Source organism: Streptomyces sp. NPDC051909 (genome assembly GCF_040681095.1).
GTDB lineage: Bacteria > Actinomycetota > Actinomycetes > Streptomycetales > Streptomycetaceae > Streptomyces.
On sequence record NZ_JBFAYA010000056.1, the window covers coordinates 1 to 13,837 of the forward strand.

The following is a 13,837-nucleotide window of genomic DNA, read 5'->3' on the forward strand; positions in this document are numbered from 1 at the left end:
GTCAGACATCCCGCTCAACCTCTCGAGAGCCTCGTCCGTCACGCCACCCCGCCACCACCCGATCAGCGCCCACACTGAACAGGCTCACGGTCTTCGGCCAGGCCTCGCCGACCGCGTCGGGCAGTCCTTTCAGTCCGTCGCAGACGAGCATGAGGACATCATCGAGGCCGCGGTTCTTCAACTCGGTCAGCACGCGAAGCCAGTGCTTGGCGCCCTCGCCGCCGGCCCACAGGCCGAGAATGTCACGGTGACTCGGCCGTGACCGCCAAGGCCACATAGATGGGCCGGTTGGCGACCTGCCCGTCGCGGATCTTCACGATCACACAGTCGATGAAGACCACCGGATAGACCGAATCGAGTGGCCGGGCCTGCCACTCGGTCACGCCCTCCATCACCGAGTCGGTGATGTTGGAGATCGTCTGCCTCGACGCATCGGCGCCATAGCCCCGGCAGGTGAGAGGCGATCCCCGTGGGTGGTGAGACCCTTCGCGGACAGGGACAGCACCATCTCGTCGACACCGGTCAGCCGACGCAGCCGCGTCTTTGCGATCTGCGGCTCGAAACAGCCTTCCCGGTCCCGCGGGACCGCGATCTGCACCGGCCCGACGTCCGTGACGACCGTCTTGGACCGCTTCCCGTTGCGCGAGTTGCCGCCGTTCTTCCCGGCCTGATCGTGGCCGATCACGGCGTAGACGCGGGCGGGGGCGGTGCCCGGGCTGATCCCGGAACCCGCCGCGAGCCCGCCTCAGCGTGTCGCTCCCGCGCGGGTACACGAGCGCGGCCAGGGCACGCCCGGACGGTGACAGCCGGCACCCGCAGGTCACCCTCCTGGGCGGTCGTGGTCCCGGCCCCGAATCCGGCCGCGAGCTGGGTGTTATGTGTGGCCCACCCGCAGATGGGCGAGCGTGAGCGGGGCATGACGCCCCGGGCTCAGCCGCCACCAGCGGGACCGGATCGCACGACGATGCCGCCGCGACCGCTGTGCGAGGAAGCGGAGGGCGGAACTGGACACGTCGACGCCCGACGGGTAAACAAGCACGCGTAGCCTCTGGTCGAGACGGTTCTCTTGGTCGAAAACCCATCTACCAGGGGCTTCACCCGCCTGTCAGCCCACCTGCCAGGCCACGCCAGCAGGTTGGAAAGGGCTCTCAGTGATTCCCAATCAGGTTTGTCAAGGGTGGCGGTAGCGGACGGTGACCGCGTTATGTCGCTGCGAGGCCGCGTTGAGGTGGCTCGGTGGTGAAGGTCCGCTGGTCGCGTATGAGGGCCCACAAGACGTCGAGGCGGCGCCGGGCGAGGGCGAGGACGGCCTGCTTGTGCGACTTGCCCTCGCCCCTCTTGCGTTCGTAGAAGGCCTTGGAGGTCGGACAACACCGGGCGGCGACCTGGGAGGACAGATAGAAGACACGCAGGAGACGGCGGTGGTAGCGGTGCGGCCGGCGCATGTTGCCGCTGATGCGTCCGGAGTCCTTGGGAACGGGGGCCAGGCCGGCGATGCCGGCCAGGCGGCCGGAGCTGCCGACTGCGTCCAGATTCCCGCCGGTGCAGGCGATGAACTCGGCGCCCAGGAGGCTGCCCATGCCTGGCATGCTGGTGATCGCCGCGGCGTGCGCGTGCTCGCGGAACCGTACCTCGATCAGCGCGTCGATGCGGGCGATCTCCTCGTCCAGGGCCATCACCGCGGCGGCCAGGGTGCGGACCATGGCCGCCGCGGTCCTTTCGCCGGGAATCACCGTGTGCTGGGCCTGGGCCGCTTCGAGCGCGGTGCCCGCGACCGCCGGGGCGTTGCGCACCTTGCGGTTCGCCAGCCAGGTGCTCAGGCGGGACTGGCCCATCCGGCGCAGGGCCGCCGGTGTCTGATAGCCGGTCAGCAGGACGAGGGCGGCCTTGGAGGTGCTGTAGTTGAAGGCGCGTTCCAGAGCGGGGAAGTACTCCAGGAGCTGGGCGCGCAGCCGGTTGATGGCGCGGGTGCGGTCGGCGGTGAGGTCGTAGCGGCGGGCGGTGAGGATCCGCAGGTCGACGGCGATCTCGTCCTGTTCCTGCAAGGGGTGCAGGTCGCGGCGCATACGGGCTGGTCGGCGATGACGTAGGCGTCCTTGGCGTCGGTCTTGCCGTCGCCCCGGTAGGAGCCGGAGGCGTGGTGGACGGTCCGGCCCGGGATGTAGAGGACTTTCTGTCCGTGGGCTGCCAGCAGGGCGATCAGCAGCGCGCCGCCGCCCGCGTTCAGATCGACGGCCCAGCTGACCGGCTCGCCCTCGCTGAGGTCGAGGACCTCGCCGATCAGCTCGAGCAGAACCGTCTCGTCGTTGGCCACCCGCCGGGACAGCCTCCGCTCGCCCTCGGCGTCGATCACCGTGCAGTGATGCTCGCTCTTGCCCGCGTCCACTCCCGCCCACAACTGCGGCACTGTGCCTCCTCGAGGATCCGTTTCCTGGTCCCGGCAGACGACCACGCCGACGTGTCCTTACGAAGCGATGAGGTTCGCGCATCCCAATGAGTGGCCGTGTCGTCGCGAGGCGCCGGGCGGCCAATCACTGAAAGCCACACGATCGGCATGAGCTTTTTGAGCCACACCCGGCACCCCTGGGCCTCCCGATCGTACGAATGAGCGGAACCGACCCGCCAAGAAGGTAAGGAGCCTTTTCCATCATCGGTCTGAGCTGGCCGGACGCAGGGTCATGACTGCCTGAGCGAGGCTCGTGACGCGGGTGGTCGAGCGGCGGAGCTGGCCGAGGAGCCGCCAGGACTTGAGGGTGGCGAGGCCCGCTCGACGCGTGCCCGGATCTTCGCGTGGGACCGGTTCGCCGACTTCTGGCCTGTGGAGAGGGTCCCAGCGGCCCCAGCACGGGACGCGGACCGTGCCTCCGGCGCCTCGGTATCCCTTGTCCGCCCAGCACTTGATGTCAGCTTTGGCGAGTGTGTCGATGACGCGTGCTCACGGGCGGCCGGACGTCGTGGCCAGCGCCTGGCAGAGCGTATGAGGCCCATAGGAGGCGGCCTGTCGACCGGCGACAAGGCCCCATCCAGCAGCGCGAACGCCTTCGACGACGAGGTGCGGACAGCATGCCCGGCATGGGCCCATCACTCGGGGCCGAATTCATCGCCCGCACCGGCGGGGACATGGACGCCTTCGGCAGCCGACCACACCGCTACCACCGCCGGCTCCTACGCCTCTTCCACCTCTCCGCTCAAATCGCCGCCCGGTTCTGCCTCACCTCGAAGACCTTTCACGACCACAAGCGAAACGAAGGAAGAGTCACAAGCAGATCCCCGCCCTCGCACGCCGCCACCTCGACGTCCTCTGGGCGCTGATACGCGACCGTCGCACCTTCACCACAGACCTCCAGCACCCGCCCGCCCACACACCGGCTTGACCGTCTCACTCCACGTCACCAGACCGCTTGACAAACATGATTGGGAATCAGTAACTCGCCTTCAGCGTCATCTGATTGCGCCAATTTCCCGGATCGCCAGTGATCAAGCTGGGGCAAAATATCGAAAGTATACAGATCCGGCACACGTTGCGGAATAGAGGAATATTTCGACAGTTTCCGTCCACGGCTGTGTCCGGCGAATGGCCCCCCAGGCGTGTATTACCACCATCAGGAGTGAAATCAAGATGAATAGATCGAGGACTATGGATGTTTGCCCTGGGTTTCGCGTAGCCGAAAAGGCCGCAAAAGTTATAGCGAGCGCCACGGCACCTAGGCAGCGCCCAAGGTAAACAGTGATTTCGTTGTTCTCCACTGGAACTTTCCATTGAAACCACTTTGCCCAACGGAGTGGAGCAAATAGCAGCGGGAGAGCTATGAAGCATAGAAAAAGAGAGGCGCACCCAGCTAGGAAGATGTTCATCCATGACTGATTACTACTGAACAAGCTGCACTCCAGATTCTTCGGGTCCTCAAATCTGTGCACCCGGCCGGGTTGGCGAGCGGTCGTCGACCAGATGAGTGAGAGGAATCCACCCATCCGACCCGGTGTGTGCGGATTTCACCGCCGGGTTAAAAATATGGCACGACACTTTCGACTTCGTTTAGCACTGGAATATTTTCCTGTGATCGAATTTTAGCGTCGCCGATGGGTCGCTTGTGTAATTGGGCTGGGTGGGTGATCTCTCTAGCGCAGCGCCATTCATGGCTTTCTGATCAATAGCAGACGCCGCTCGACTCGGCGGTGCAAAGCAGGTTTCCCATCGGCTCGCTGAACTCGCCCAGGACTGCGATGGGCCATTCGCCGTAGCACGCATACCTCGCTGCCGCTCTCGCGGCTGACAGCCTGGTCAGCTAAGTAATTTCGCTGGAGAGTTGGAGGCGATTGGCGCGGTCCTAATGGAGGCCGAAGCCGAGCACAGCTGGCGGGACTCCTGCCTCGTTTCCATGGCTCGAATGCGGCGGCCTGCCAAGCATCTTCTGCTGTGATGCGCGCTCCGCTGCAGCGCCGGCGGACTCCACCATTGCGGGGTGCGTCGATGAAGACGATGGTGCGCTGCACGCTAAAATGTCTTCTTCCTTCTTCAGCACTGCTCGGCGCCCTGCGTAGCCGGGGAGTGCTGCGTGCCGCTCACGCTCAGGGCCTCATCCGTTCAAGCTGGGACGCGAGTTGGAGAAGTGTTCTTTCCATGCCCGTTGGTGCCGCGAGTTGAACGGATAGCGGAAGGGAAGTCTCCCGGCTGTGGAACATGCCCATCGGTACAACGAGAGCGGGCCAGCCGGCCAGATTCCAGGGGAAGCTGAACGGGGCGAAGGCTAGATTGGCGCGAATATTCGCCAGCCAACTCTTGGTGTGCCATTCCCGTGCTGCTGGCGGCGGCCCAGCCAGAGCGGGTGTGAGCACAACGTCGTAGGAATTGAAGAATTTCTCGAGCCGTGCTCTCCAGCGGTCGCGATGCGCGGGCTTGACCATGCCGGCAAAGGCGACGGCACGCCCCACTGCGGCGTGCGTACGTGTCCGTGATGTGAGGAGGTTGGGATCCAGGCCCTGGGCATCGGCGGCGGTGCCGGCCATCCAGCGGGTCATCGCGGCGCGCCCTAGCCACAGAGGGGTTGGCAACTCGGCGCTGGTGACTTCGTGGCCGCATGCGGCGAGCAGTAGTCCGGCTGCCTCTGCGGCGGCCTCCCACTCAGGGGCGACGCGAATGTGCGGCGTTGGGGGGCGGAGGGACACGGCCACCCGCATAGGCTGCGTGTCCGCTGGGGCCGTGGCAATGGAGGCGTCGCCGGACAGGACGGCCAGCATGTGTCTGGTGTCCTCCACCGACCTGGCGATGGGTCCGTTCTCAGCCATTCCGAACCAGCCGTTCGAGCCCAGATCCCGGGGCACAAGCCCTTCTCCTGGCTTCAGTCCGACGACACCACAGCTTGCCGCGGGGATTCGGATTGATCCCATGCCATCGCTTCCCAAGGCGATCGGGACCATACCCGCGGCCACCGCTGCTGCGCTGCCCCCGGAGGAACCTCCAGCGCTCATGCCTCGGTCCCAGGGGTTACGGGTAACCCCTAGGACACCGTCCGTAGTACCAAAGACGCATAGCTCGGGCACCGTGGTGACACCGATGACGATGGCGCCCGCCTCTTTCAGTCGGCGCACCGTTTCGTGATCTCGGCGTGCTGGGGTGTCGCTCGTCGCCGCCGATCCGTTGCGTGTAGCCACCCCTTTTAGTGGCAGATTGTCTTTCACTGCGATGGGGACCCCTGCAAGAGGGAGCGAAGCGAGATCGGGGCGCCGTCCCAGGGTGTCCGCATCACGCAGTGCCTGGTCAGCGAGCACCTCGCGAAAGGCACCGATCCCCGAGTCCATGGTCCGGATGCGAAGCAGGTGCTCGTCCACTACTTCTTGAGGTGTCGCCTCGCCTTTGCGTACGGCGGCGGCAATTGCAGTGGCGCTGCGCCCGACCCATCGGACCATGTGCTCCCCCACTCTGAGTCCCCGCCTTGCTTCTTGGCGGTCAGTGACCTGATCACGCTAGCCGCGCCACAGATCGGCCGCATTGAGCAATTTCTACTCACCGGTATCTTGTGCCGTTCGGCGGACGTTGGCACCACCTGATCGAGCGGGGTCGAAGACTCCGGCACTCTCGTGACGGCCGCATTTGGGCAGGGGCCGTTCAGTATCGTTTCGCTGGCCTGGCCACTGCGAGGAGGGCCCGGCCTCCAGTTGTTCACCGCGCCCTTCCGGTCGCAGACGCCTGAAGGCACTTGCTGAAGATCCCTAGTGGTCTCCGAGGACCTCAGACCAGGCAGCTGGTCCGTACGCCACCTCGATCTTGTGGGTCTCCTGTACACGCCCGTTGTGTCACTCAGAGCGGGAGCGGGGATGCACAAAAGGGGCACCACTCTCCCGAAGCTCGTAAAGGTAGTGCCGAGCCTCGCCATCGGAACTCTCGTCTGCCCAGACAACTGCATCGGGCTCGCCGATGAACCCAATCACGACAGTCATGCCTCGAATCTGCTCGAATCCAAGGGCTTCAGGTCGCTGGCATGCCGCCTTGGCTTTCTGTTGGAGTCGCAGCTCAGACGGCTAACGGGCTCACAGTATGGCGGAGGTTGTCGCTGTGTGGGCGCCAATGACAACGCAAGTGCCGTTGCATCCCACAGCGTCCTGGTCTTCAGCATGGTGCGTGTGGCGGGGCGACTGCTGTTGACCGGTACGGCGAGGCTGTGCCCAGGCTGACTCATACGTGGGGTGCCGTGCCGCGGCGAGGACTGGCCGGCAACACGGGGGATCTCGGCAGATCGTCTCACCGCTGCGAGGGGCGTGCCGGTCTGCGGCAGGACCGGTGATCCCAGACTGACTGGCTTGACGGGCCCGAGGTGTCCCCGGCGTATGCGCTGGCCGTGACGGGCGGCGAAGGAGGTCCCGCGAGGGGAACATGTGCGTTCACGTGACTGGGACCTTAGCGCCATGGCCCTCGGTGGATCATTGCCGCAACGTGATGTCGCCCTTTACATCCCTCTGAAGATCCGGAAGCAGTCTGCGCCGACCCGTGCGAGACCCACGAGTCGCTTCCGGCAGCCCCGTTTCCTATCGTGCCGGTGGCAGATGGCACGATCGCGGCTCGGGCTTGATGTCACCCGATCGACGCGCTGATGGTGGAAGCCTTCGCAGCCTGTTCCCGAGCCTGCAAGTAGAGGTTACTCAGGTCGGAAGCCAGTTCGGGATGCGAAGGTTTCGGGAATTGGATGAAGCCTTTCACCAGGGCTATCAGAAGCGCGGCTGCGCTTTCCAGGGATCCGTACGGAACATGTACCCCCCCAGGCGACGACAGGCGTGGACTCCCCGCAGACGATCTCCGCTGAGGGCAGTTCGCCGACGCTAGGGAGTGCTGTTCTGGTTCATCTGGATCCACCGAGCCGCTACCCCGCGGCGGGCAAGGGCCGGCCGCCCGACGGCCGAGAGGGGTCTCACCACGATGACGGCACCACTGCACGAGACGAATGCTGCCGAACGGTCCGCCGTCGTCGATGCCGTGCCCGACGCGCCGGCCAACGCGATCGAAGGCCGTTCGCCCTGGCAGATCGCGTGGACCAGGCTGAAGAAGGACAAGCTCGCTCTCACGGGTGGCTTCGTCGTCCTCGTCCTGATACTTGTCGCGATCCTCGCCCCGGTCATCGTCGGTCTCCTGGGTCACCCGCCGGACCAGTTCCACGAAGACCGGATCGACCCACTGTTCGGCACCCCGATCGGCTCGTGGGGCGGCATCAGCGGCGATTTCCTGCTCGGAGTCGAGCCGGTCAACGGCCGTGACGTGTTCAGCCGGATCGTCTACGGCGCCCAGATCTCGCTGATCGTCGCCTTCGCCGCCGCCCTGTTCGCGGTGGCGCTCGGCACGGTCCTCGGCATCATCGCCGGCTACTTCGGCGGCTGGGCCGACGCGGCGCTCAGCCGGGTCATGGACGTGATGCTGGCCTTCCCGCAGCTGCTGTTCACCATCGCGCTGGTCTCAGTCCTCCCCAAATCGCTGCTCGGCCTCGATGGTTCGGGCGTACGCATCCTGGCCTTGGTGGTCGTGATCGGCTTCTTCGGGTGGCCGTACGTAGGCCGCATCGTCCGTGGGCAGACCCTCAGCCTGCGCAACCGTGAGTATGTCGAGGCCGCCCAGAGCCTGGGCGCAGGCCGCTTCTACATCCTGCGCCGCGAGCTGCTGCCGAACCTGATCGCCCCGATCACGGTCTACGCGACCCTGATGATCCCGACCAACATCCTGACCGAGGCGGCCCTCAGCTTCCTGGGCGCGGGCGTGAAGCCGCCCACCGCCTCCTGGGGCCAGATGCTCTCGACGGCGATCACCACCTACGAGTCAGACCCGCTGTTCATGATCTTCCCCGGCCTCGCGATCTTCATCACCGTGCTTGCGTTCAACCTCTTCGGCGACGGCGTCCGTGACGCCCTCGACCCGAAGAGCTCCCGCTGACCGTACGCCGTTCCCCGCAAGACCAGCCCCTGCCGCTGTCGACAGGAGGCCATCCCCCAACGGCGGACCACCGTGACAACGGCCGCCATTATTTCGGAGGTTGCTCGATGACTCTGAACAGCTCCCAGAGGCGCAGAATCGCCGCCGGTGCGCTGCTCGCCGCGGCCACGATGGTCGTCACCACCGCCTGTGGCGGCAACGGCGGCGAGGCGGGTGCGCCCGGCTTCGACGCCGCGGTGAACAAGGTCGCCAGCCCCTCCGACAAGAAGGGCGGCGAGCTGAAGTTCATCGGCTCGCAGGAAGCCGACTCGTGGGACCCGCAGCGCGGTTACTACGGCTTCGTGTGGGACTTCGCCCGCTACTACACCCGTCAGCTCGTCTCCTTCAAGGCCGAGCCCGGCGCCGCCTCCACCGAGCTGGTCCCGGACCTCGCCACCGACACCGGCAAGGTCTCGGCCGACGGCCTGACCTACACCTTCACACTGAAGGACGGGGTGACCTGGGAGGACGGCAAGCCGATCACCTCCAGGGACATCAAGTACGGCATCGAGCGCGTCTGGGCCCAGGACGTCATCTCCGGCGGCCCGATCTACCTTCAGCAGGTCCTCGACCCGAAGTCCGAGTACAAGGGTCCGTACAAGGACACCTCCGCGGACAAGCTCGGCCTGAAGGCGATCGAGACCCCGGACGACAAGACGATCGTCTTCAAGCTGCCGGTCGCCAACGGTGACTTCCTGCAGATGCTGGCCATGCCGACCGCGTCCCCGGTCCGTCAGGACAAGGACACCAAGGCCCGGTACGGCCTGAGGCCGTTCTCCTCCGGCCCGTACAAGTGGGAGTCGTACACCCCCAACAAGTCCATGAAGCTGGTCCGCAACGACAAGTGGGACCAGAAGTCGGACACCATCCGCAAGGCCCTGCCGGACAAGATCAGCGTCACGTTCACCACGAACGCCGACGACATGGACAACCGTCTCATCGAGGGCGAGTACGACCTCGACCTCAACGCGACCGGTATCGGCGCCGCCGCCCGCCAGAAGGTGCTCCAGCAGCGCAAGGGCAACGCGGACAACCCGCAGACCGGCTTCATCCGTTACGCGGTCTTCCCGCAGACGGTGATCCCGAACGTCGAGTGCCGCAAGGCCATCATCTACGCGGCCGACTCCAAGTCCCTGCAGACCGCCCGTGGCGGCCCGCAGGCCGGTGGCGACATCGCCTCCAACATGCTGCCGCCTGCGATCAAGGGCGCCGACCCGAAGGCCGACCCGTACGGCAAGCTCGCCGGCGCCCCGGACATCGCCAAGGCCAAGGAAGCGCTGAAGAAGTGCGGCCAGCCGAACGGCTTCAAGACCACGATCGCGGTCCGCAACAACAAGAAGATCGAGATCGCCACCGCCGAGTCTCTGCAGCAGTCGCTGAAGGCCGTCGGCATCGACGCCCAGATCGACCAGTTCGACGGCGCCCAGACCTCGGGCATCATCGGTTCGCCGAAGGTGGTCAAGGAGAAGGGCTACGGCATCATCATCATGGGCTGGGGCGCCGACTTCCCCAGCGGCCAGGGCTTCCTGCAGCCGCTCGTGGACGGTCGCTTCATCCTGCAGAGCGGTAACAACAACTTCTCCGAGCTGAACGACCCGGCCATCAACGGCCTGTTCGACCAGGCGCTGAAGGAGACCGACCCGACCAAGGCCGGCGAGCTCTACAAGCAGATCAACACGAAGGTCTCGGACGCCGCGGTGTACCTGCCCTTCACCCACGAGAAGAACATCATCTGGCGCTCTTCGCGACTGACCAACGTCTACACGGCCGACGCCTACAACGGCCGCTACGACTACGCGTCGCTCGGCGTCGTGAAGTAGCCGGCCCCGTCCGTAACCAACTCGCTCCAACGGCGCACCCGCCGCTAGGTCCGAAGGGCAGGTGAGGGCTGTACGCGGCGGCCGGGGGACCCGATCGGATCCCCCGGCCGCCGACCGGCCGACCGCATGCTTGCATACATAATCCGACGGCTCTTCGCAGTCGTCTTGATGCTGCTCGTCGTCACCCTGGTGACGCTCAGCATCTTCTTCCTCATCCCCAAGATGACCGGCAGTGACCCTGCCGCGATGTTCGTCGGCAAGCAGGCGGATCCGGCCTCCATCGAGGGCATCCGTCAGAAGCTGGGCCTGGGCGATCCGATCCTGGTGCAGTTCTGGCACTTCGTCTCGGGCATCTTCGCCGGCCGTGACTATGTCGGCGGCGGCGACAGCATCCACTGCGCGGCACCGTGCTTCGGCTACTCGTTCCGCACCGAGCAGGACGTGTCGTCGATGCTCGTCGACGCTTTCCCCGTGACCCTCTCCATGGTCATCGGTGCCGCTGCGCTCTGGCTGATCATGGGTGTCTCCACCGGTGTGCTCTCCGCGCTCAAGCGCGGCACCGTCATCGACCGCGTGGCGATGATCACCGCGCTCAGCGGCGTCTCGCTCCCCATCTTCTTCACCGCCATGCTGGCCATGCTGGTCTTCCGTACCCAGCTCGGCTGGCTCGACGCCTCGTACGTACCGCTCAGCCAGTCCCCCGGCGGCTGGTTCGCCGGCTTGCTGCTGCCCTGGGTGACCCTCGCCTTCCTGTACGCGGCGATGTACGCGCGGCTCACCCGCGCCACCATGCTGGAGGTCCTCGGCGAGGACTACATCCGCACCGCGCGGGCCAAGGGTCTCCCGGAGCCGGTCGTGCTCGGCAAGCACGCCATGCGCTCCACCATGACCCCGATCCTGACGATCTTCGGCATGGACCTCGGCGCCCTCATCGGCGGCGCGATCCTGACCGAGACGGCGTTCAATCTCAAGGGGCTCGGCGGCCTCGCCATCAAGGGAGTGAGCGAACGCGACCTGCCCATCATCCTGGCGGTCACGCTCATCACCGCTGCCTGCGTCGTCCTCGCCAACCTCCTCGTGGACCTTCTCTACGCCGTGATCGACCCCCGAGTGAGGCTCGCATGACCGACAAGCTGATCGAGACCGGAACCGCCGCGGGCGAGCCGGCCCTCAAGCACAACGCCCCCTCGGACGCCTTCCTCGACGTCCGCAACCTCAAGATCCACTTCCCGACCGACGACGGCCTGGTCAAGTCGGTCGACGGACTCACCTTCCAGCTGGAGAAGGGCAAGACCCTCGGCATCGTGGGCGAGTCCGGCTCCGGCAAGTCAGTCACCTCGCTCGGCATCATGGGTCTGCACACCGTCGGCCAGTACGGCCGGCGAAAGGCCCGTATCTCCGGCGAGATCTGGCTGGGCGGACGGGAGATGCTCACCGCGAACCCCGACGAGGTACGCCGGATGCGCGGCCGCGAGATGGCGATGATCTTCCAGGACCCGCTGTCCGCGATGCACCCGTACTACACCGTCGGCCACCAGATCGTGGAGGCCTACCGAGTCCACAACCAGGTCGACAAGAAGACCGCCCGCAAGCGGGCCGTTGAACTCCTCGACAGGGTCGGCATCCCCGAGCCCGCCAAGCGCTTCGACAACTACCCGCACGAGTTCTCCGGCGGTATGCGCCAACGCGCCATGATCGCCATGGCGCTGGTCAACAACCCCGAGCTGCTCATCGCGGACGAGCCCACCACCGCGCTCGACGTGACCGTCCAGGCCCAGATCCTCGACCTGATCCGGGACCTGCAGAAAGAGTTCGGCTCCGCGGTCGTCATCATCACGCACGACCTCGGCGTCGTCGCAGAGATCGCCGACGACATCCTCGTGATGTACGGCGGCCGGTGCGTGGAGCGCGGCACGGCCGAAGACATCTTCTACCAACCCCAGCACCCCTACACCTGGGGACTGCTCGGCTCCATGCCACGCATCGACCGCGAGCAGACCGACCGCCTCATCCCGGTCAAGGGCAACCCGCCCAGTCTCATCAACGTCCCGAGCGGCTGCGCCTTCAACCCGCGCTGCCCGTACGCCGACGTCCCCAAGGACGGCATCACCCGGACCGTACGCCCCGAGCTGACGGAGTCCGCCGACGGTAGCCGGCACTTCTCCGCCTGCCACATGCCACAGGACGAACGGGCCCGGATCTGGACCGAAGAGATTGGGCCGAAGCTGTGAGCAATATCGTGGAATCCTCGGCTTCGCGGGAACCCCTGCTCAATGTCACCGGCCTGCAGAAGCATTTCCCCATCAGGAAGGGCCTGCTGCAGCGCCAGACCGGTGCGGTCAAGGCGGTCGACGGGATCGACTTCGAGGTCTACCCCGGTGAGACCCTCGGCGTGGTCGGCGAGTCCGGCTGCGGCAAGTCGACGATGGGCCGCCTGATCACCCGTCTGCTCGAGCCCACCGGCGGGAAGATCGAGTTCGAGGGCGCTGACATCTCCCACCTCGGGGTGGCGAAGATGCGCCCGCTGCGCCGCGATGTCCAGATGATCTTCCAGGACCCGTACGGCTCGCTGAACCCGCGCCACACGGTCGGCTCGATCGTCTCGGCGCCCTTCAGGCTCCAGGGCGTGGAGCCAGAGGGCGGCATGAAAAGGGAGGTCCAGCGTCTGCTCGGCCTGGTCGGCCTGAACCCCGAACACTACAACCGCTACCCGCACGAGTTCTCCGGCGGCCAGCGCCAGCGCATCGGCATCGCCCGCGCCCTGGCCCTGAAGCCGAAGCTGGTCGTCGCGGACGAGCCCGTCTCGGCCCTGGACGTCTCCATCCAGGCGCAGGTGGTCAACCTACTGGACGACCTCCAGGAAGAGCTCGGCCTCACGTACGTGATCATCGCGCACGACCTGTCGGTCATCCGCCACGTCTCAGACCGCATCGCGGTCATGTACCTCGGCAAGATCGTCGAGCTCGCGGACCGCACGTCCCTCTACGAGTCCCCGCTGCACCCGTACACCCGCGCCCTGATGTCCGCGGTCCCGATCCCCGACCCGCGCCGCCGCGGCCAGAAGACCGACCGCATCCTCCTGACCGGCGACGTCCCCTCCCCGATCGCCCCGCCGCCGGGCTGCCGCTTCCACACCCGCTGCTGGAAGGCGACGGAGGTCTGCAAGACCCAGGAACCCCCGCTCCTGGAACTCCGCCCGGGCCAGCGCGTGGCGTGCCATCACCCGGAGAACGCGGAGGGTGTGACGGTGCCGGCGGCGCAGAGGCCGGCGGGGGGCGCGATTACGAAAGGGCCTGACGCGAACATGGAGCCTGTTTCACGTGTAGACCGTGAGGGTGAGGATGGCTGCTGCGGCTGACGTGAGCGGGTTGGGGCTGGCGCGGGCGTGGGGGGTGCCCCTAAGAAGTCGTTTTATCCCGCTGTCTTATCCCGAGATCGGCTGCTTCGCAGGCGGTCTCGCCAGGAGATCATGTTCTCGCTGGTGAGGCGGCGGGCCGCGAGGTCGGTCATGGCGATGTGGATCATGGCTTCGGAGCGGGTGGGCCGGGTTTCGTAGTCGCGGGCG

The 13,837-nt window shown here is 66.1% G+C and carries 6 protein-coding genes and 4 pseudogenes; 5 read left to right on the top strand and 5 right to left on the bottom strand.

Annotation, left to right across the window (positions count from 1 at the left end):
- Window positions 1-109: 109 nt before the first annotated feature.
- The 5 genes and pseudogenes from AB0M18_RS35850 to AB0M18_RS35870 form a co-directional block, all read right to left on the bottom strand.
- Window positions 110-676 (bottom strand): annotated as a pseudogene (locus AB0M18_RS35850) (transposase); the annotation flags it as partial.
- Window positions 677-831: 155 nt separating this feature from the next.
- Window positions 832-1,039, bottom strand: a pseudogene (locus AB0M18_RS35855) (IS5/IS1182 family transposase); the annotation flags it as partial.
- 163 nt (window positions 1,040-1,202) lie between these two features.
- Window positions 1,203-2,407 (bottom strand): annotated as a pseudogene (locus AB0M18_RS35860) (IS110 family transposase).
- A 240-nt stretch (window positions 2,408-2,647) separates the two neighbouring features.
- Window positions 2,648-3,063: pseudogene (locus tag AB0M18_RS35865) on the bottom strand (transposase family protein); the annotation flags it as partial.
- A gap of 1,506 nt (window positions 3,064-4,569) precedes the next feature.
- Window positions 4,570-5,829, bottom strand: a complete 1,260-nt coding sequence (locus AB0M18_RS35870; RefSeq protein WP_365765531.1) for an amidase family protein — start codon at window positions 5,827-5,829, stop codon at window positions 4,570-4,572.
- A 1,582-nt stretch (window positions 5,830-7,411) separates the two neighbouring features.
- Between AB0M18_RS35870 and AB0M18_RS35875 the strand changes: the two genes are divergently transcribed.
- From AB0M18_RS35875 to AB0M18_RS35895, 5 genes are all read left to right on the top strand, one after another.
- Window positions 7,412-8,413: an ABC transporter permease gene (locus AB0M18_RS35875; RefSeq protein WP_365765533.1), complete on the top strand. Its 1,002-nt coding sequence runs from the start codon at window positions 7,412-7,414 to the stop codon at window positions 8,411-8,413.
- Window positions 8,414-8,520: 107 nt separating this feature from the next.
- A complete protein-coding gene (locus AB0M18_RS35880; protein WP_365765535.1) occupies window positions 8,521-10,272 on the top strand; it encodes an ABC transporter substrate-binding protein in 1,752 nt (583 codons plus the stop codon).
- Between the two features lie 126 nt (window positions 10,273-10,398).
- Window positions 10,399-11,397, top strand: coding sequence for an ABC transporter permease (locus AB0M18_RS35885; RefSeq protein WP_365765537.1), 999 nt, complete (start codon window positions 10,399-10,401; stop codon window positions 11,395-11,397).
- The gene (locus tag AB0M18_RS35890; protein ID WP_365765539.1) at window positions 11,394-12,503 is read left to right on the top strand and encodes an ABC transporter ATP-binding protein; all 1,110 of its coding nucleotides are present in this window, start codon (window positions 11,394-11,396) and stop codon (window positions 12,501-12,503) included. Before AB0M18_RS35885 ends, AB0M18_RS35890 begins: the two co-directional genes overlap by 4 nt.
- Window positions 12,504-12,508: 5 nt before the next feature.
- Window positions 12,509-13,630 carry a dipeptide ABC transporter ATP-binding protein gene (locus tag AB0M18_RS35895; protein WP_365765541.1) on the top strand — a complete coding sequence of 374 codons (1,122 nt, stop codon included), beginning with the start codon at window positions 12,509-12,511 and terminating at the stop codon, window positions 13,628-13,630.
- Window positions 13,631-13,837 lie beyond the last annotated feature (207 nt).

Excerpts from the sequence above, each read along its gene's own strand:
- AB0M18_RS35880 (WP_365765535.1), top strand. The coding sequence starts at position 8,521 with ATGACTCTGAACAGCTCCCAGAGGCGCAGAATCGCCGCCGGTGCGCTG.
- AB0M18_RS35875 (WP_365765533.1), top strand. The coding sequence starts at position 7,412 with ATGACGGCACCACTGCACGAGACGAATGCTGCCGAACGGTCCGCCGTC.
- AB0M18_RS35890 (WP_365765539.1), top strand. The coding sequence starts at position 11,394 with ATGACCGACAAGCTGATCGAGACCGGAACCGCCGCGGGCGAGCCGGCC.
- AB0M18_RS35885 (WP_365765537.1), top strand. The coding sequence starts at position 10,399 with ATGCTTGCATACATAATCCGACGGCTCTTCGCAGTCGTCTTGATGCTG.